General features: G+C 58.9%; 18 protein-coding genes, 1 tRNA gene and 1 pseudogene. 15 read left to right on the plus strand and 5 right to left on the minus strand.

Annotation, left to right across the window (positions count from 1 at the left end; all coding sequences use genetic code 11):
* The first annotated feature begins 176 nt into the window (after positions 1-176).
* Positions 177-251: transfer RNA gene (locus tag AB7F49_RS10025), tRNA-Gln, on the plus strand.
* A gap of 385 nt (positions 252-636) precedes the next feature.
* Here AB7F49_RS10025 and AB7F49_RS10030 read toward each other — a convergent pair.
* Positions 637-966: a hypothetical protein gene (locus AB7F49_RS10030; protein WP_428521837.1), complete on the minus strand. Its 330-nt coding sequence runs from the start codon at positions 964-966 to the stop codon at positions 637-639.
* 1011 nt (positions 967-1977) lie between these two features.
* On the opposite strand from AB7F49_RS10030, the gene AB7F49_RS10035 reads away from it, so the two are divergent.
* Genes AB7F49_RS10035 through AB7F49_RS10050 form a run of 4 tightly spaced genes read left to right on the plus strand, consistent with a single transcriptional unit; the run spans position 1978 to position 5405 of the window.
* Positions 1978-2961, plus strand: coding sequence for an ABC transporter substrate-binding protein (locus AB7F49_RS10035; protein WP_428521838.1), 984 nt, complete (start codon positions 1978-1980; stop codon positions 2959-2961).
* A gap of 29 nt (positions 2962-2990) precedes the next feature.
* Complete coding sequence (locus tag AB7F49_RS10040; RefSeq protein ID WP_428521840.1) at positions 2991-3893, plus strand: ABC transporter permease; 903 nt, start codon at positions 2991-2993, stop codon at positions 3891-3893.
* Positions 3890-4681: an ABC transporter ATP-binding protein gene (locus tag AB7F49_RS10045; protein ID WP_428521842.1), complete on the plus strand. Its 792-nt coding sequence runs from the start codon at positions 3890-3892 to the stop codon at positions 4679-4681. Before AB7F49_RS10040 ends, AB7F49_RS10045 begins: the two co-directional genes overlap by 4 nt.
* 55 nt (positions 4682-4736) lie before the next feature.
* Positions 4737-5405 (plus strand): flavin reductase family protein, encoded by a 669-nt coding sequence (locus AB7F49_RS10050; protein WP_428521844.1) that lies wholly within the window; start codon positions 4737-4739, stop codon positions 5403-5405.
* A 24-nt stretch (positions 5406-5429) separates the two neighbouring features.
* Here the strand turns inward: AB7F49_RS10050 and AB7F49_RS10055 are convergent, their stop codons facing one another.
* From AB7F49_RS10055 to AB7F49_RS10070, 4 genes and pseudogenes are all read right to left on the minus strand, one after another.
* Positions 5430-6572: an acyl-CoA dehydrogenase family protein gene (locus AB7F49_RS10055; protein ID WP_428521846.1), complete on the minus strand. Its 1143-nt coding sequence runs from the start codon at positions 6570-6572 to the stop codon at positions 5430-5432.
* A gap of 126 nt (positions 6573-6698) precedes the next feature.
* A complete protein-coding gene (locus AB7F49_RS10060; RefSeq protein ID WP_428521848.1) occupies positions 6699-7811 on the minus strand; it encodes a 5-methyltetrahydropteroyltriglutamate--homocysteine S-methyltransferase in 1113 nt (370 codons plus the stop codon).
* Between the two features lie 244 nt (positions 7812-8055).
* A complete protein-coding gene (locus tag AB7F49_RS10065) occupies positions 8056-8643 on the minus strand; it encodes an IclR family transcriptional regulator (RefSeq protein WP_428521896.1) in 588 nt (195 codons plus the stop codon).
* A 102-nt stretch (positions 8644-8745) separates the two neighbouring features.
* Positions 8746-8940 (minus strand): annotated as a pseudogene (locus tag AB7F49_RS10070) (helix-turn-helix domain-containing protein); the annotation flags it as partial.
* A gap of 593 nt (positions 8941-9533) precedes the next feature.
* On the opposite strand from AB7F49_RS10070, the gene AB7F49_RS10075 reads away from it, so the two are divergent.
* The 10 genes from AB7F49_RS10075 to AB7F49_RS10120 all read left to right on the plus strand — a co-directional run bounded on the left by AB7F49_RS10075 (position 9534) and on the right by AB7F49_RS10120 (position 17933).
* On the plus strand, positions 9534-10010 hold the full coding sequence (locus AB7F49_RS10075) for a MaoC family dehydratase (protein WP_428521850.1): 477 nt from the start codon (positions 9534-9536) through the stop codon (positions 10008-10010).
* A complete protein-coding gene (locus AB7F49_RS10080) occupies positions 10010-11659 on the plus strand; it encodes an acyl-CoA synthetase (protein WP_428521852.1) in 1650 nt (549 codons plus the stop codon). The genes AB7F49_RS10075 and AB7F49_RS10080 overlap by 1 nt, the downstream gene beginning before the upstream one ends.
* Before the next feature lie 12 nt (positions 11660-11671).
* Positions 11672-12070, plus strand: a complete 399-nt coding sequence (locus AB7F49_RS10085; protein ID WP_428521854.1) for a RidA family protein — start codon at positions 11672-11674, stop codon at positions 12068-12070.
* A 6-nt stretch (positions 12071-12076) separates the two neighbouring features.
* Positions 12077-12949: a branched-chain amino acid ABC transporter permease gene (locus AB7F49_RS10090; protein WP_428521856.1), complete on the plus strand. Its 873-nt coding sequence runs from the start codon at positions 12077-12079 to the stop codon at positions 12947-12949.
* Positions 12950-12953: 4 nt separating this feature from the next.
* The gene (locus tag AB7F49_RS10095) at positions 12954-13904 is read left to right on the plus strand and encodes a branched-chain amino acid ABC transporter permease (protein ID WP_428521858.1); all 951 of its coding nucleotides are present in this window, start codon (positions 12954-12956) and stop codon (positions 13902-13904) included.
* Complete coding sequence (locus tag AB7F49_RS10100) at positions 13901-14674, plus strand: ABC transporter ATP-binding protein (RefSeq protein WP_428521860.1); 774 nt, start codon at positions 13901-13903, stop codon at positions 14672-14674. Before AB7F49_RS10095 ends, AB7F49_RS10100 begins: the two co-directional genes overlap by 4 nt.
* Complete coding sequence (locus AB7F49_RS10105; RefSeq protein WP_428521862.1) at positions 14667-15362, plus strand: ABC transporter ATP-binding protein; 696 nt, start codon at positions 14667-14669, stop codon at positions 15360-15362. Before AB7F49_RS10100 ends, AB7F49_RS10105 begins: the two co-directional genes overlap by 8 nt.
* A gap of 59 nt (positions 15363-15421) precedes the next feature.
* Positions 15422-16612 (plus strand): ABC transporter substrate-binding protein, encoded by a 1191-nt coding sequence (locus tag AB7F49_RS10110; protein WP_428521864.1) that lies wholly within the window; start codon positions 15422-15424, stop codon positions 16610-16612.
* Between the two features lie 81 nt (positions 16613-16693).
* Positions 16694-17545 carry an SDR family NAD(P)-dependent oxidoreductase gene (locus AB7F49_RS10115; protein ID WP_428521866.1) on the plus strand — a complete coding sequence of 284 codons (852 nt, stop codon included), beginning with the start codon at positions 16694-16696 and terminating at the stop codon, positions 17543-17545.
* On the plus strand, positions 17538-17933 hold the full coding sequence (locus AB7F49_RS10120) for a RidA family protein (RefSeq protein ID WP_428521868.1): 396 nt from the start codon (positions 17538-17540) through the stop codon (positions 17931-17933). Before AB7F49_RS10115 ends, AB7F49_RS10120 begins: the two co-directional genes overlap by 8 nt.
* Positions 17934-17958: the final 25 nt, after the last annotated feature.

Consider the following 17958-nt stretch of genomic DNA (forward strand, 5'->3'; position numbering starts at 1 on the left):
CCCCTCCAGGACGGGGCGTTGTGGGCGGCATCCACGGCTAGTTTACCGCATGCGGGGCGTCAACGCCCGGCGTCACAAGGACCTGGAAAGGCTCCGCGAATGCGCCGGCAATTGCCGACATTAGTCGTTGCGAGCAGCGGGGGGCGAGGCTATGAGGAAGCCCTTCCTGACAGAGTTGGGGCGTCGCCAAGTGGTAAGGCACCGGATTTTGATTCCGGCATTCGGAGGTTCGAATCCTCCCGCCCCAGCCAGCCAGTTTGGTGATTTCCGCCTCAAGAGCGTCTCCGCCAAATAATGGCGGTTTCTGCGGCGAAATCGGCTGACATTCGCCGCTAACTGTCTCTCCGCGTACCGACAGAAGCCGAGGCTACCCTCGAATTCGTAGGTTGTCTCCCGACAACGCGGCGGACACTCCCGTTTGCGAGAGAACCGGGGCGGAGACCGCCGAGTATCGGACTGGGTGGCAGGGTTTGCATTCGTTGCGTGGACAGTGGTGAGGCCGTCTCTGACGCAAACGATACTCTTTCCGTCGTTCCCCGTGTCGTGCCGCATATGAGTATGTCGTACCCATAAGTGCCGGCCAGACGTGGATGGTCCCGGAGGGACGGGCTTAGCCCATGTGGGTCCTAGCCTATTTCATACCTGAGGATGGTCGCAGACATATTGGGCTAGGGCTTCGCGCAGCTTCTCGTCGCCGACCGTTTCGACGTGCCTCCAATACGTCATCACGTTATGGCTGTGCATCCCGATCCGAGGCACCGCTCCGGCGTTAGCAAGCCTTTCCGTCGCGAACTTTAGTACAAGCTCGACCGCGTGACGGGCGTTGTAGAGGATCGGTAAAACGAGTGTGTCGCGAGCCCCGAGTAGTTTCCTTTCTATCACGGCTTCGGCGAGCGCCTTTGCAGCATCGATGTAGCCGTCGATGTAGTTCTCCGCGTCGCCCTGTCTGCCGATGCAGGCAATCACCGATGCGATGGGTCGGCTTCGAGCCGCCGGTGCCATAGGGCGGCAAATGCGGCAGGAGGAAGAGCGGTTTCTCGACGAAGGTGGATATGCCGGGTGATGGCTCACCCGACCACGAGCATGGCCGGGCGATACCCGACCATGCTAATTTCTTCCCTGAAACCTCTGATGGCGGATAAATCCCGGAGGCCATTTCGTGGTTGCCGCGGTGCGCCTGTTGCAATGGTCGGGTAGTTCAGGACCCATCATTTGCCTAAGCCAAAGCCAAGCAGCGCGCGTTGTGCGGACCAATCTGCTGACAACTGCGCGGTCAGTCTCATTAAGCGCATGGCGCTGAGCTGTCGCGGTTGCCGGCCGGTAACGATCGCTGTGGTTATGTCCGGCGCAAGGCATCGCATGCTAGGAGGGCATTCATGGCGTCCTCGATCGCGATGGCCATAAGATGTCCGCAACTCCCAAGATGGCGACGCCACGCGGCTCCCTGAGCTTTGATCTCGCCGTTTAGAGCGTTCTCGGCGGCAGCGAGCTCCTCGGCGGCCTGTTCAAGTAGGCCAAGGGATGCATTCTCGTCGCGCTCCGCTTTCGCGACCGCTCAAATTTTTATGTCGATTTCGCGGAGCAGTTCGACGACCGCATCGATGTTGCTTGCTGTCAGCTTAAGTCGTACGCGCAGCAGATCGTCGCTGCACAGAAACTAATCGAGGCCAATGGTGACAGACTGTCGCCGTTGTCCGGCGTCTGCGTCGCGACTTGACTTAGGGCGCGAGGTCAGTAACGTGCTTGTCATAAAAAGAAAAAAATTTCCGGAAACCGGAAATAACGAGTCGAACCCGGAGCCACCTTGCGATTCCCGTTTGCCATGACGCCCGTAGCAATCACGTTCGTTACTCTGACCGGAGAAGATGTTCGGCAAGAAGGGAGCGCCCGCTGTGGTGCTTCGCAATCGACAAATCAGCGCGAAAGTGTGCTGAGCGGTCGGTCTTTCAGTTTTACGCTAATAGGGGGAAGTCAGCGATGAAGCCGTTCAACGCATACTCGATCGCTTTCGGTTTGCTCGCGTCGATGCTGATCGCTGGATCGGCAAATTCAGCCGAAACGAAAAAGATTGGCATCACCACCATCGTCGAGGTACCGCAGATTCTTGAAGCAAAGCAAGGTTTGCTTGATGTTCTAGCGGAACGCGGCTTCAAGGAGGGGGCGAACCTGAATGTCGAATATCATAGTGCGAACGGCAGCATGCCGACCCAACTGCAGATTGCGAAACGATTTGCAGGCGCAAACTTGAACGCCGTTGTAGGAATGACGACGCCGACGGCTCAGGCTGTTGCCGGCGCCGTGAAGGATGCGCCGGTCGTATTCGTGACCGTGATGGATCCCGTCAAAGCAAAGTTAATTGCCGGCTTTACTCCCACCGGCACGAACATTACCGGCGTTTCCGACGCCCCTCCGCTGGCCGCGCAGCTGAAGTTGATCCGTGAACTGTTGCCCAACTTGAAGCGGCTGGGATTTGTTTACAATCCCGGTCTTGATAGCTCCAACGCGGTTCTGGAATGGATGCGCGAAGAGGGAGGAAAGCTCGGCATTGAAATGGTCGAGTCATCCGCTCCGACGACAAACGAAATCATTCCGGCGACGCGGAGGCTGGTGGGAAAAGTCGACGCTGTCTACATTCCTGGTGATACGACCGTGCTGGCGGCGCTAGAGGCCGTGGTTAAGGTCGGGGAGGAAACAAAGCTTCCGATCTTTACGCACGAGACGCGCGGCGTCGAGCGCGGTGCACTCGCCTCAGTTGGATTGAATTATCGCGAACTCGGCAGGATCGCCGGTGTCATGGTCGCCGACATCCTCGCGGGCAAGAAGGCTGGTGATATTTCTCCGGTTCTGGCGCACCAGAAGCTCCCGAAGCTGTCCCTGGTCGTGAACAAGAAGGCTGCTGCGGCAATGGGAGTCACGATCCCACAATCCGTACTGGGTCGAGCGGACAAAGTCATCGAGTGATCGGCCGCGGTTGAGCCCGGGGATTTGCGATGTCCCTCTACGAACTCTTCGGCACGATCGAAGTGGGGCTGGTATTCGGTCTCGTCGCTCTCGGCGCATATCTAAGCTTCAAGACGCTCGCCTTTCCGGATCTGACCGTTGAAGGCAGCTTTCCTCTCGGCGCGGCGGTGGCAGTCATGTTGATCGTCGGCGGAGGCGTGAATCCCTGGCTCGCCACGTTAGTTGCGGGCGTCGCCGGATATTTTGCCGGCTATCTGACTGCGCTTCTCAATGTCAGGTTCGGCATCCTCAACATTCTTGCAGGGATTCTGGTCTCGATCGCACTTTACTCCGTCAATCTCAGGATCATGGAGGGGCCCAACAAGCCATTGCTTGGTAGTAAGACGATCTTTTCGGATCTGCCCGGGTTCGGGTTGCCGACATACATGGTGAGTCCGATCCTTCTGCTTATAATCGTTATTGCAATCAAGCTGCTTCTTGACCAATTCATGCGCACCGGCATCGGCCTTTCAATGCGCGCCGCCGGAGCCAATCCCGCCATGGCGGCGGCGAATGGCGTCGATGTCGCCAAGATGAATCTACTGGGACTCGGAATTGCGAACCTGCTCACGGCACTAGCCGGCGCAATATTCGCACAGCTGTTCGGTGCGGCCGACGTCTATATGGGAGTCGGTGTCGTGATTGTCGGACTGGCGTCCGTCATCGTCGGTACATCCATCCTGCCGTCGAGGACCGTTGAGATGGCGCTGTTTGCGTGTCTGATTGGTGCCATTGCCTACCGTGCGGCGGTCGCCATCGCGCTGAATACGGACTTCCTGGGACTTCAGACGGCGGATGTGCAACTCGTCACTGCTGTTCTTGTTGTGATTGCCCTTGTGCTCCAGAATCGTGGCGGACTTCGCCGCCTCGTCCAGCGGGGGAGAAATGCATGATCGTGCTCTCTGGGATCGAGGTTACGTTCAATCGCGATACGCCGCTGGCAAACCAGGTTCTCCGTGGGGTCGGGCTGAACATCCCGACTGGACAGTTCGTAACCGTTATCGGTTCAAACGGAGCGGGCAAGTCGACCGTCCTGAATGCGATTGCAGGCACTGTCCGCCCGGATAGCGGGTCGGTTCTGATCGACGATATCGATGTGACCAACTGGGAGACGCATACGCGTGCGAAGCTGATGTCGCGCGTGTTTCAGGATCCAAAGATGGGTACCTGCGAGGATCTGACCATCCTGGAAAACTTTGCTGTTGCGAGGGGACGCACGTCGCGTCGCGGCCTGTGGCCGGCGATCGGACCCACGCTCCGCAAAGAAATCGGTGAACGTCTCAAGGTGCTCGACCTTGGCCTCGAAACGCGGCTCGATGATAAGGTCGGCCTTCTGTCCGGCGGGCAGCGTCAGGCGGTTAGCTTGTTGATGGGAACGACGGGGCAGACTCGTGTGCTGCTGCTCGACGAGCACACGGCGGCACTCGACCCCAAGACGGCGGAGTTTGTGCTGAGTCTCACGACGCGCGTGGTGGCAGAACTCGGCCTGACAACGTTGATGGTCACGCACTCGATGGCTCAGGCGCTCCATTACGGCGATCGAACGATCATGTTGCATCGCGGACGGGTGATCTTCGACGTGGCCGGCTCCGAACGCGCGAAGGTTCAGGTCACTGATCTGCTGGCGTTGTTCAAAGATCAGGGAGAAGACCTCGCCGACGATAGCCTGTTGCTGAACTAGAAGCGTATGCTGCAACGAGCGAGTGTGAATGTATCAATGACGATCGTGAGGGCCCATGTTCTATGAAGTCGACAAGGACGACCACGGATTGCCCTATAATCCGTACAAGTCCTGCGTCGTGCCACGACCTATCGGCTGGATCTCAACCGTGAGCCGGACAGGCGTCGTCAATCTCGCGCCATTCAGCCAGTTCAATTCGCTTGCTCATGATCCGCCCTTTGTGATGTTTTCGGGCGGTACTCGGCCCGACGGATCGATCGCGAAGGATTCCGTTGTCAATGCCGAGCAGACCGGCGAATTCGTTGTGAATATCGCCACGTGGGAGTTGCGCGAGTCCGTCAATCAAACCTCGGAGCAGTTTCCCGAGCATGTCGACGAGATGGAACATGTCGGACTGGAGAAGTTGCCATCGCGGTTGGTGAAGCCGCCACGCGTATCGGCTTCGCCAATTCATCTGGAATGCAAGTATCATATGACGATCGTTCTGCCGGCGAACGCGACCGATACCATTCAGCACGTCGTCATCGGACGGGTCGTCGGCGTGCATATCCGCGACGACGTCATTGTCGATGGAAAGGTCGACATCGTGAAAGTCCGGCCCCTGGCGAGGATGGGCTATCTCGACTATACGACTGTCGATTACGTGTTCGAAATGGATGTTGCCGGGGGCGCGGAAGCGGATGCACTGAGGAAGACCCATATGGGGATCCCCTCCGGTCGCTAAGGTGATAGAGCCTGACTTAAGGGCCTACAGTCCCATTTCCCTCGCAATCATGTCCCGCTGAAGCTCATTGGTCCCTTCTCCGAACGTATACAGCCGCGCGTCACGCCAGTATCGCTGCATGTCACTTTCTGCGGAATATCCAAAGCTTGCCTGAATCTGCATTCCGTGCCGGGAGACATATTCAAGCGCTTCCGAAGCGGTCACTTTTGCCTGTGCGACCTCCTTTCTGCACGAACGGCGCGCATCGATCAGTGAACTCGCGAAGTAAAGCAGCAATCTTGCCTGTTCGACCCGCATTTGCATGTTGACAAGACGGTGCTTAATCACCTGGAAATCAGCGATTCTGTGCCCGAACTGATGCCGCTCGAGTGCGTGCGCCTTTGCCGCATCGCAGGCCGCCTGAGCAATGCCGATCGCCAACGCGGCCTGCCCGGTGCGGCTGTATTGCAGCGTTGTCATCATATTCCGCATTCCGTCGCCTTCGCTCCCCATGAGAGCGCTGTCTGGCACTTCGACATTATCGAAGCCGATATCCCACGAGGACATGCAGTTGTTTCCGACCTTTTCGAGCCGGGTCATCGTCACACCGGGACTGTTGCGGGCAATCAGGAACGTGGACAGCCCTGACTTGCCGATACTTCCCTTGTCAGATCGGCACATCGTGACCAGGTAGTCCGATGTATCCGCCATACTGATCCAGATCTTGCGGCCGTTGATAAGCCATCCACTACTTGTCTTCGTCGCGGACGTAACCGCTGCCGCCGCGTCGCTGCCCGCACCGGGCTCCGTCAGAGCAAAGCAAAGATTGATTTCTCCGCGAATGATTGACGGCAGAAGTTGGAGTCGCTGCTCTTCGGTGCCGAACTTAAGGATCGACATCCCGCCAAAGTCCGTGAGCTGTCCAAACATGATCCCGGCGATCGCGCCATGCCATGCAAGTCGCTCCTGCACGAGAATGGCGGTCAGTCGATCAGCGGCAAGTCCGCCATATTCCTCCGGAAAGGGCAGCGCCAACAGTCCGGCTTTGGCGAATACCGGAAGCATGTCCTTGCAATCGGTATGAGCGGCGTCGCGGCGGCGGATCTCCTCCGGCGGATAATGCCGTCTCATGAGGCGGTCGACGGTATCGAGGATGTGCCGTTGATCTTCCGTTATCGTGAAGTCCATAGGATGACCTCGGAAAGGGTCTGACGTTCAAAAAACCGGCCGGCGCGCCGGGGCCGATGTTTCGATTTCGGCGGTCCTCACCAGTCGAAAATATCCAATCCGCGCCGTACGGTAACCCGTGCCCGACTAGGACCAGACCGATCTTGCCGTACGAACGATCAGCTCAAGTTTTGCGCGTTCCGCTTCTTCCGTGAGGGGATTTCCCGCGACCGTTGAAGCAAAACCGCATTGCGGGCTGATCGCCAGACGCTCGAGCTCGATGAACTCCGCTGCCTCCTCAATGCGGCGCTTCAGAAGATCAGGATCCTCCAGAATCGGAAATTTGCTGCTGACGAGACCGAGTACGACGCCTTTGCCCTTGGGAACGAAGCGCAGCGGGCTGAAGTCGCCGGCGCGTGGCGTGTCGAATTCCAGCAGGAAGTGGTTCACTTTTGCTCTGGAAAAGAAGCGTTCGGCGATGGATTCGTAGCTGCCCTCGGAAAGATAGCGGCCTTTGAAGTTTCCCCTGCACATGTGAACAGCGGCGATCATGTCGCTCGGAGCGTCGGCGAAAGCCGAGTTGAGTGCGTCGATATACAGGTCCACGAGGTCGTCGGAGTTCAGGCCGAGGCTTTCTACCTGTCCGCGGATCGCGGGATCGCACAACAGCGCGATCGGCACTTCATCGAACTGAATGTAACGGCACCCTGCGTCGGCAAGTGCGCAGACTTCTTCACGATAGACCCGACAGAGATCGTCGAAAAAATGTCTGGTATCCTTATAGACATTCTTGTCGGCGTAGTCGCTGCACCGATGAAAGTGCATCGTTGAAGGCGACGGCATCGTCACCTTCGGCGTCACCCTCGTTGTGTCTCGGAGAAATACGAACTCGTCGAGCACAAGTGGGCGTCTGCGGCGGAGAGGAGCCGACGCGTAAGGAGTATTGAACTCTGTTTCGTTTCCCTGGGCATCGCGAAACTTGAAGATGGCGTCACGAATATCGAACCCTTCGATGCCCTCGACAAAACGGCCCCAGAACGAGCCGCGCCGGAACTCTCCGTCGGTAACGACTTCAAGTCCTGCGCTCTCCTGCAGCCTGACAACCGATCTGATGCAATCGTCCTGCAGCCGCTCGAAGGCCACATCATCGAGCTGTCCGGTTGCATGCTGCTTGAATGCCTGACGCAGAGCCACTGGGCGTAGCAGGCTCCCGATGTGATCAGCGCGAAACGGCGGTCGTCCTCTGGCCAGCGCGGTCAAAATCGCCTCCAAATTTTTCGTTTTCCGGAAAAAACTATCGGATCATGGAAACAGTGTTAAGCACCGTAATCGGCGCAAAGGCAACAGAAAAGTCTTCTGCAGGCCGGATAGCGTCAGCAATGTCTATGGATGGGGGGCGATCCTGCAGACGCGGTTGAGCGCGAACGCGGAACAATCATCCCACTGCTCGGCGGCGCATGGCTTCTTGGCTGCGTGTTCGTCTTGGCCGCGCGTGTTTCGCCCGTCAAGCGTCGGAAAAACCTTCTTCGGCTCGGAGCAGGCTCCGCGGCGCGGCACTGGATGTTCCGCTTCTTGCTGATTCCGTCGTTATGACCGGCAGCCTTCGCGCTAGCTCGTCTGCGTATGCCTTCAGCGTGGCGACCGTGTCCTGAAGCCGTCTTCGCTTGAGCCTCGAAGCGATCCCCGATGTGCCGATCGAGTAGATCACACCCATCTGCGGGATGTGCACGGGGCAGGCGATTGCGCCGAAGCCTTCCTCGATTTCGCCCCAGCAGGTTGCGTAGCCGCGCTCGCGGATCGTCCGATATTCCGCCTGAATCCGGCTCCGGCTCGTTATGGTCTTCGGCGTCATCTTTGCGAGCGTTCCCGAGAGCGCGCGCTTGATCGTATCGTCGTCCTGAAAGGCCATGATTGCCTTCGCGGTAGCGGATGCGTGCACCGGCATGTCGCCGCCCGACACCACATAGGCGCCGATGCCGTCCGCCGGAATGGCCCATGCGATGGGACGGATCGTGGTGTAGTCGCTCAGTCGCGCCAGGAAACAGGTGTTGTCCATCTGCGCGGCGAGTTCGTCGAGAACAGGCTGCAGCATAATCCTCACATAGGCAACGTCACTGCCAAAATGCAGCAGCCTCAGAAGTCTCGGTCCGAGTTCATAGTCTCGTCTCTTGCTGTTGCTCGGTTGGATAAGGCCCGTCCTTGCGAGCGTTGTGATGATGCGGTGAGACGTGCCCACGGGCAGATTGCATCGTTGGGCGATCTCGCTGAGGCTCGGCGCTTCGGAAGCGATGGCGATCGTCTCGAGTACGCGGACATAGCGCTCCAGCGGCGAACCAAATGGCCGCGCTCCGCCTGCTTTCTTTGTCTCAGTTGACGGTTTTCGTCGCATTGATGTCCCGGTGATCGGTTCGACCGCTATTGGTGGGTGCTTCTATCGCAGCGCGATTCTTAACGCTACCCCATCGACGCGAAGCTCCAACAAAGGAGTGCGCCTCGGAACTTGACTCGCGGCAACGGACAGGTAATCTTGCTTCCGAAAAAAGAAAAGACTTTCCGAAAAACGGAATAATGTTGAGTTGATCTTTGCGATCGCCGGGTGCGGCCTTCCGGCGCCATGGATTTGGGGGGGCAGGTGCATTTGCTTCGAAGGGTTTGGCCTGCGTCTGTCGGCCGCAGCGATGTCTTTTCGATTTGCAATCGCGCCACGAACGGGACGATCGGCGCGCAAATAGGGGCGACTGATTCGCGTGCCATCCCGTTTTGCAAGAGCGGCGCGGCAAAGGACGAGGCCGGCGGGCAGCACCTCAAGATCATTGCGGCCAATGATGGGCTGACGGGGCATTTGCAGGTGGGAGAGGGAGGTTCCCTTCCGCCTGAGGTCCGGCGTTCGGTTGGGGCGGACATCCCATTTCAAAAGTCCCCGCGCCGGAAACCGCATCGAGCGCGTCCATTAAGAATTGGGAACCCGAGAGCGACCGCGATATGAATGACAGCCCGGTCCAACTCTTTTTCGATGATTTCGTTCTTGGCCAAAAGTTCTCGGGGGCCTCGAGACTGGTCTCGCAGCACGACGTCATCGCATTCTCTGAACTGACCGGCGACAAGCACCCAATCCATTACGACGCCGATTACGCGAGCAAGACGCGGTTCGGTCGCCCGATCGTGCACGGCCTGCATCTCATGAGCCTGAGCGCGGTCGGCGCGAGCGCGCTGTCCGATCAGATCGTCGAATCCATGATCGCATTCGTCGAGCAAGGGTGTCGTTTTCTCAGGCCTGTTTTCGTTGGGGATACGGTCACATCGCGCTATGAGGTCGCGGAGTTGCTGCACGAACGTGGCAAGGACTGGGGCACACTCAAGCTGAAGAGCGAACTCGTCAATGACAAGGACGAGGTGATTCTGGATGCATTTCACGCCTATCGGTTGCGTTGCCGCAACCCGGCGGGCGGAGCCGGGTGATGAACAAGCCGCGCTACCGGGAGGCCCGTAACAGCTTCGACTGGAGGTCGGTCGCGCACGACATCGGGTGGGATGAGGACAACCGGATCAATCTTGGCCACTCGATTGTCGATGCGCATGCCGACACGCACAAGGTCGCGCTGTACTGGATCGACAAGAGCGGCAATCAGTCGGTCTGGACCTATCGCGAACTTCGCGATCTCAGCAACCGGGTTGCAAACCTGTTGCGTTCACTCGGAGTCGGAAAGGGCGATCGGGTTGCTGGTGTGCTCTCGCGCAGGCCGGAAACCATCGCGATCATGGTTGCAGTCTGGAAGGCCGGCGGAGTTTACATTCCGATCTTTCCCGCGTTCGGAAGCGAGGCCGTTCGCCTGCGCGTGACGACTTGCGAGGCCAAAGCAATCTTTGTCCACGGAGAATACCGCGACCGCATTCCGCAAATGGCAGCGTGTCAGGTTGTTTCGATCTGCGGCGACAAGGGGACCGGTATTGAAAGGGGCGATATCAGCTTCTGGCACGCCGTGAACACGCAGCCCGATACGTTCGAACTCGCGCGTTACAGCCGGAGCGATGCGGCCGTCATCCTCTTCACGTCAGGTTCCACCGGGGAACCCAAAGGCGTACTGATCGCGGCGAACTTCATAGCTGCGGTGCGGCCGTACATGGTGTATTGCGCGGATCTGCAGACGGCCGACATCTTCTGGCCGACCGGCGATCCAAGCTGGGGATATGGCTTGGTTTGCTATTTTGTCGCGCTTTCGATGGGCGTTCCCGTCGTCAGTTACGAGGGAACGCCGAGCCCGCAGGTCTGTCTGGAATTGCTGCGCGACCGGAAGGTAACGAACCTCGCCGCGGTGCCCACCCTCCTGCGCGGAATCATGGCGCTGGGGCTGCCCAAGATTGCATCCTACCAGATCGTATTGCGCTGTATCAGTTGCTGCGGCGAGCCCTTGAACGCCGAGGTGATCCGCTTCTTCCGCGAGGCGATGGGCGTTACGCCGATGGACCATTTCGGCTCCAGCGAGAACGGCCTTCCACTCGGCAATTTCAATGGGATCGACGCAGAGGTCAGGAGCGGGTCGATGGGCCTGCCGGTTCCAGGCTTCGATCTTGCCATCGTTGACGATGACGGCAGAGAACGCCCCGATGACGAGGTGGGATGGCTTGCCCTGCGCCAGAGCGAGCAGGGACTCTATGCGTTGGGATACTGGAAGGACGAAGAGCGTACGCGTTCGCTTTTCCGTAATGGCTGGATCATCGCTGGAGACCTCGCGAAACGCGATGCCGACGGGTATTTCTGGTTCGCGGGTCGGTCCGACGACATGATCAAGAGCTCCGGCTATCGGATTGGTCCATTCGATGTGGAGAGCGCGATCTTGCACCATCCGGCAGTCGCAGAGGCTGGCGTGATCGGCAAGCCCGATCAGCTAAGGGGCCAGATCGTCAAGGCGTTTGTCGTGCTGAAGCCCGGGGCCTCGCGCTCGCCGGAGCTGGAAAAGGAAATCCAGGATACCGCGCGGCGCGTCCTCGGCGATCACGCTTATCCGCGAGAGGTCGAGATCGTGCGCAGCCTGCCGAAGAACGAAGCCGGCAAAATTCAGCGCTTCCAACTCCGGGCAGCGCAGGCCTCGCTACCAATCCCAAAATAGAGGAGGTTTGTGATGCCCGTTTACACAGCCGTGAAGCCCGCGACCTGGCCCGACAGGATGACATTCTCGCCGGCGGTTCGGGCAGGAGAGCTGCTGTTCATCTCGGGACACACGGCAACGGACGAGAACCGCAACATCGTCGGTGTCGGAGATATCGCAGAACAGACGCGCTGCATCTTCCGAAAATTCGACGCCATTCTAAAGATGGCCGGCGGCTCGTTCGACAACATCGTCGAGACCACGGAATATTTTTTGACGCTGGATGATTACAAGAAAACTGCCGACGTGCGCCGCGAGTTCTTCAAGGGACCGCTCTATCCCGCCGCAACGGGAGTGCTGGTTGCAAGCCTGATCAGAAGGGACGCGCTGATAGAAATAAAGGCCACTGCCTATTTCGGGAACGGGCGGTAGCTCGCGATGTCGCTTTGGCCCCAGATTCTCCTCAGCGGAATCATCGCGGGCAGTGTTTATGCATTGGTCGCGCTGGGATTTGTTTTGATCTACAAAGCGACCAACGTCATTCATTTTGGACTCGGCGAGCAGGTCTCACTCGGCGCGTATCTCGTCGTTATTCTGCAAATTTTCTTGGGCGTTGCATTCTGGCCAGCCGTTCTGATGGCGCTGTTCGTGGCCGGCCTGATCGGCTTTCTGATCGAACGTCTTGTCTTGCGGCCGATCGCGCCGCAACCTGTTCTCGTACAGATTATCGCGACACTTGCTGTCGGCTTGTGTATTCGTGAGGGTCTGCGCGGCTTCATGGGACCGCACCCCTGGCCGTTTCCGCCGCTCCTTTCAACTGATCCGCGTTCATTCGCGGGGCTCAATTTCGACCTTGCGAGCGTTGCAATCGTCGTTGTGTCCATCGCGGTCATGCTGATCCTCTACGGGATCTTCAACTACACGAAGTTCGGTCAGGCGATTCTTGCGGTTTGTCAGAACCCTGTCGGGGCGTCTCTGATGGGGATACCTGTTCCCGCCATGCTCAGCTCGATCTGGATTATGGCATCGGTACTTGCGGCGATCGCGGGTATCCTGCTCGCGCCTGTGGTGACACTTTCTCCCGAAATGGGTCTGATTGGAATCAAGGGATTTGTGGTGGCCGTGCTCGGCGGCTTCACCAGCCTGCCCGGCGCAATTCTCGGCGGTTTTATTCTCGGCATCATCGAGACCGCAATGGGGACATTTATCTCGACGGCTGTGAAGGACGCTACAACTTACGCGCTGCTGATCGTTCTGATCATCGTTTGGCCGCACGGTCTGTTTGGCCATGTGTTCGTGAAGAAGGTCTGACGGCATGAGTCGGCGATACGCATGGTGGATCGGAATATTCGCGCTGTTGATGGCCCTGCCGTTTTTCACCGCGGATTATCGAATGTTCCAGATGGGCCTGATCGCATCGACCGCGATCATGGCGCTCGGGCTCGTAATGGTGATTGGTATCGCCGGGCAGATATCGCTCGCGCAGGCTGCATTCAGTGCCATCGGCGCCTATGTCAGCACGCTGGCCGCAATCCATTCCGGTATCGTTCCATGGTTCGGGATTCCAATTGCTGCATTGCTGGCCGGGGTTGTGGGCTATGTGCTCGGCCTCGCAACGCTGCGACTGGGTGGTCACTACCTTGCGCTGGTCACCATGGCGCTGACCGCGATTGTCCAGGTCGTGCTGGTTCACTGGGAGCCGGTGACCGGTGGCGCTCTTGGCCTTTCGGTCCCGCCGCTGGCGATTGGCGGCAAGGAACTGACCACCGGCTTCTCGTTCTATTATGTCGTGGTGCCCGTCGCGTTCGGCATGTTCCTGCTGGCGGCGAATATCCTTGATTCACGGATCGGACGGGCATTCTCGGCGCTCTGTCAGAGCGAGGTGGCGGCACAGACGCTCGGCGTGAACGTTCTCCATTACAAGTCGTTGGCATTCGCGCTGAGCGCATTCCTCGGCGCAGTTGGCGGGGGCTTTCAGGGCCTGCAGACGAGCTATCTCGATCCGAACCTGTTCGGGATCATCGAGTCGGTCGCCCTTGTGGCGATCATCATTATCGGCGGCTTCCGCAGCATCGGCGGAGCGGTGATTGGCAGCGCGATCTTCGTGCTTGTGCCGGAAATGCTCGGTGCATTTCAAGGCTACAAGGGCCTGGTGTTTGCAGCGTTGCTGCTTATCACCATCGTTCTCTTCCCAACGGGCCTCGCCGGGCTCGGCAGTGTCCTGTTCTCCCGCATTCAATCGCTCGTCACAGGACGCCCGAGATGAAGGCCATCGAGATCAGCAATCTTACAGTGCGGTTCGGTGGCCTGCTTGCAGTCGACGACTTCAGCTTCGAGGTGCGTAAGGGGGATATCCATAGTCTGATCGGCCCGAACGGCGCCGGCAAGACCACGGTCATCAATACGATCACGGGTCTGTATCCGGTTTCCGGAGGATCCATCCGGGTTGCAGGCAAGGAAGTGCTCGGAAGTAGCCCGCCGGCCATCTCGCGTGCCGGCGTTGCCCGCACGTTCCAGAATACCGAAATCTTCGGCGAAATGTCGGTGTTCGAGAATGTGCTCGTAGGCAGTCACTGCAGGCATGAATACGGGCTGACGGCCGCGATGTTCAGGACCCCGAAATACTGGCGCGTCGAGAGAAGCATGCGCGAAAAGGCGCGCGATCTGCTCGATATCGTTGGACTGTCGGCCGATTCAGACAAGATCGCCAGCAGCCTTTCCTTCGGAAAGCAGCGTGCGCTGGAGATCGCTCGTGCCCTCGCGAGTGAGCCGAAGTTGCTTCTTCTCGATGAGCCTGCGGCTGGACTTCGCTCCGGTGAGATCAGCCACCTGAACGAGGCTCTCCTCAATCTTCGCAAGCAGCATGAACTTACGATTCTGCTTGTCGATCACGTCATGAAGGTTGTGATGAGCATCTCTGACGAAATCACGGTGCTGAACTTCGGAAGAAAAATCGCCGAAGGAAAGCCGGATGTCGTTCGGATGGACAAGGAAGTTCGCCGCGCATATCTCGGAGACAACCCCGACCGTGCTTAACGTCCGAAATCTATTTGCTTCCTACGGGAAGATACGCGCGCTGAACGGCATCAGCTTCGTTGCCGGGCGCGGTCAGATTACGACGCTTCTCGGATCGAACGGCGCCGGCAAGACGACGACCATGCGTGCCATCACCGGTCTGATCGCTGCGACCGGAGAAGTTACGTTCCAGGATCGTCCGGTCATCGGCCTGCGACCCGACAAAATTCTTCGCCTCGGCATTTCGATGGTTCCCGAACGACGGGAGCTTTTCGCGGAGATGTCTGTCGAACAAAATCTGCAACTGGGCGCCTACACGCGATCCGACACCGGCGAGATCAGGAATGACCTCGAGAGGGTTGTGGCGCTCTTCCCGCGTCTTCGCGAGCGGTATCGGCAGATATCCGGAACATTGTCTGGCGGAGAGCAGCAGATGCTCACTATCGGACGGGCACTGATGTCGCGACCGAAGCTGCTCATTCTGGATGAGCCTTCGCTTGGGCTGGCGCCGAACCTCGTCACCGAAATCCTGGAGACGATCGATCGAATTCGAAAAGACGGGATCACCATTCTCCTCGTGGAGCAGAACTCAAAAATGGCGCTCGCAATTTCCGACGCCGGTTATGTGATCGAGAACGGTGAAGTGGCGTTATCTGGATCCGCCACAGAGCTGCGCGCCAACCCGAAAGTTCAGGAAGCGTATCTGTGATGCAGGAACAGGCCGGAACAGAATTCGTCGCATCGGTGTAGCAGAGAGGGAGAAGGGCAATGAATATCAAGGCGATATTTACCGGAGTGACGCTGGTCGCGACGGCCTCGATGACATCCTTAAGTATGGCGCAACCCCCCGGCGTTACCGCCGACAAGATCAAGATCGGGATTCTTGGCAGTCTGACCGGGCCAGCCGCAATTTGGGGCTCGAGCAATCTCGCGGGAGGTGAACTCGCTTTTGAACAGATCAATGCCGCCGGCGGCATTCATGGACGCAAGCTGGAATGGGTTGTTGTCGATGATGAGACGTCGCCGCCGAAGGCGATCGCAGGGTTCAAGAAACTCAACGAGCAGGATCAGGTGTTTGCCATCTTCGGGCCGGCGGCAAGCGCCATTGGAGCCGCGCTGGTGCCGACGATGAGGGCGGCAAATGTGCCGGTCTTTATGTCTGTGCTGTCGTCTCCGGCGGTCACCGACCCCGTCGTCAAGAATGTCTTCCGGACCGGTCCGCTCAACGATCAGAAACAGGGTAGGGCGATCGCCAATTACGTCGTCGGCGAACTGAAAGGTAAGCGGATCGCGTTGCTTCGGCAATCCGACGAGTACGGCTCGCGCGGCGGATCGAGCGTCGTCAAGCGCATGAAGGAGCTGAAGGTCGATCCGGTCGCTCACGAAGTCTTCGGCCCAGGCGATACGGACTTCACTTCGCAGGTTCTGAAGATCCGCGAAACCAAGCCGGACGTGTTGATCATCTATGGATATCCGTCGCCTTCGGCAATCATCACGCGGCAGGCGCGGCAGCTCGGCGTCGATGCACAGATCATTGGGTCGAACGCGACCTCGAGCCGCCGCTATCCGGAAATCGTCGGCAAGGTTGCCGCAGGTACGCTGAACGTGATTACCAACTCTGAGCTTCCCGAATCGGCGGAGCCGAAAATGGCCGCCTTCCGCAAGGCCTTTGAGGCGCGTTATCCGGACCTGGTGAAGCAGGTCCGTCCCGATCTGGGAGACGTGCTCTGCTATGGAGGTGCGTTGACCTTCATCGAGGCGCTGAAACGCGCCGGAAAGGATCTTACGCGGGAAAAATTCATCGCCGCGCTGGAGGCGCTGAAGGATTACAACAACGGAATCAACCTGCCGACGACATTCTCGGCTACCGACCATGACGGGAACAACGCCGCACGCGTCATGCGGATCCGGGAAGATCTCACTCGGGAACTGCTTCCGCACATTCTGAAGGCCGACTGAGAAGCCAACGATAAAGCAGGCGGACATCTCGTCCGCCTGCTCCTCAAGGTCCTGCGTTCTGGAGCAACCGGAGAAAGCCAGGTGTCAGCAGCTCAGCGATTTGCCGGAAAGACTGCGATGGTGACCGGCGCGAGTGGAGGGCTGGGCCGCGCCTGCGCGATCCGCCTCGCAGCGGAGGGCGCTGCCGTAGCCATTCACTATAATTCCTCGAAAGATCGCGCATCCGCCACGCTCGAAGCGGTCGAGCGAGCCGGCGGCAGAGGTTTTCTCGTCAGTGCGGACAACCGCAATCAGGAGGAGGTCTGTCGGGCCGTCGAGAGCGTATCGGCGCATTTCGGCCGCCTCGATGTCCTGGTCAACAACGCCGGCCAGCATCGTTACGCACGCTCAATCGAACAGACGCAGGCCGACTGGGAAGACCTGATCAATCGCAACCTGAGCGGCACCTACTATTTCTCGCAAGCCGCCGCGAAGGCCATGCGCGGAGGCGGCGGCTACATCGTCAATGTCTCAAGCAAGATGGCCACCAGTACGGCGCCGTCGAACGCGGCCTATTGCGCTGCGAAGGCGGGAATTATCGCGCTAACGCAGGTTCTCGCTGCGGAATGGGCGCGCGACAGGATACGGGTGAACTGCATCGCGCCCGGCGTTATGGCGACGGGTGCTGTGCATTCGATGATGAATGAGATGGACGGCGGAGACTTGCTGACGAAGGCTCTGCATGCGCGCACGCCTCTCGGGCGCCTGGGGCAGGCGGACGAGATCGCGGCGGCCGTCGCATTCCTCGCCTCCGGAGAGTCCGACTTCATGACCGGCGCGACCTTGTATGTCGACGGCGGCTGGACTGCCTACGGCGACTATTCGGGGTGGGGATTCGCGAGGTCGCTTCGGAAGGAGTGGCATTCCGCGAGCGGGAGCTTGGCAGGTGGATAAGACGCATTTCAACTTCGGTGTACCGTGGGAGCACAATATCTCGTTCTCTCAGGGCGTTGCGATCCGTGGCGGTCGCTGGATTCTGCTGTCCGGCCAGGCCGCCATCGACGATGACGGAAAGGTCATCGGTGTTGGCGACATGGAAGCCCAGGTACGGGCCTCGCTGGAGGCGATCCGGCGCGGTTTGAAGCTTGCGGATGCAAACCCGACCGACGTCGTAAAATTGATGGTTTACACGACCGACTGTCGGGCCTTTCACAAGACGCAGCCGATTCGTGAAGCCTTCTTCCCGAAGCCATATCCCGCGCAGACGCTGGTGGAGGTCTCGCGGCTGGCGATGAAGGATTTCCTGGTCGAACTCGAAGTGACGGCTGTCGTTTCGGAATGACAGGAGGATGCGTCGATCGCGAGCG

It is taken from the genome of Pseudorhodoplanes sp., assembly GCF_050250235.1.
Taxonomy (GTDB): Bacteria; Pseudomonadota; Alphaproteobacteria; order Rhizobiales; family Xanthobacteraceae; genus Pseudorhodoplanes.

Bases quoted from the DNA above. Each gene is read 5' to 3' on its own strand.
- AB7F49_RS10110 (WP_428521864.1), top strand. From the start codon at position 15,422: ATGAATATCAAGGCGATATTTACCGGAGTGACGCTGGTCGCGACGGCC.
- AB7F49_RS10040 (WP_428521840.1), top strand. From the start codon at position 2,991: ATGTCCCTCTACGAACTCTTCGGCACGATCGAAGTGGGGCTGGTATTC.
- AB7F49_RS10095 (WP_428521858.1), top strand. From the start codon at position 12,954: ATGAGTCGGCGATACGCATGGTGGATCGGAATATTCGCGCTGTTGATG.
- AB7F49_RS10090 (WP_428521856.1), top strand. From the start codon at position 12,077: ATGTCGCTTTGGCCCCAGATTCTCCTCAGCGGAATCATCGCGGGCAGT.
- AB7F49_RS10085 (WP_428521854.1), top strand. From the start codon at position 11,672: ATGCCCGTTTACACAGCCGTGAAGCCCGCGACCTGGCCCGACAGGATG.
- AB7F49_RS10050 (WP_428521844.1), top strand. From the start codon at position 4,737: ATGTTCTATGAAGTCGACAAGGACGACCACGGATTGCCCTATAATCCG.
- AB7F49_RS10100 (WP_428521860.1), top strand. From the start codon at position 13,901: ATGAAGGCCATCGAGATCAGCAATCTTACAGTGCGGTTCGGTGGCCTG.
- AB7F49_RS10075 (WP_428521850.1), top strand. From the start codon at position 9,534: ATGAATGACAGCCCGGTCCAACTCTTTTTCGATGATTTCGTTCTTGGC.
- AB7F49_RS10055 (WP_428521846.1), bottom strand. From the start codon at position 6,572: ATGGACTTCACGATAACGGAAGATCAACGGCACATCCTCGATACCGTC.
- AB7F49_RS10080 (WP_428521852.1), top strand. From the start codon at position 10,010: ATGAACAAGCCGCGCTACCGGGAGGCCCGTAACAGCTTCGACTGGAGG.
- AB7F49_RS10065 (WP_428521896.1), bottom strand. From the start codon at position 8,643: ATGCTGCAGCCTGTTCTCGACGAACTCGCCGCGCAGATGGACAACACC.
- AB7F49_RS10045 (WP_428521842.1), top strand. From the start codon at position 3,890: ATGATCGTGCTCTCTGGGATCGAGGTTACGTTCAATCGCGATACGCCG.
- AB7F49_RS10035 (WP_428521838.1), top strand. From the start codon at position 1,978: ATGAAGCCGTTCAACGCATACTCGATCGCTTTCGGTTTGCTCGCGTCG.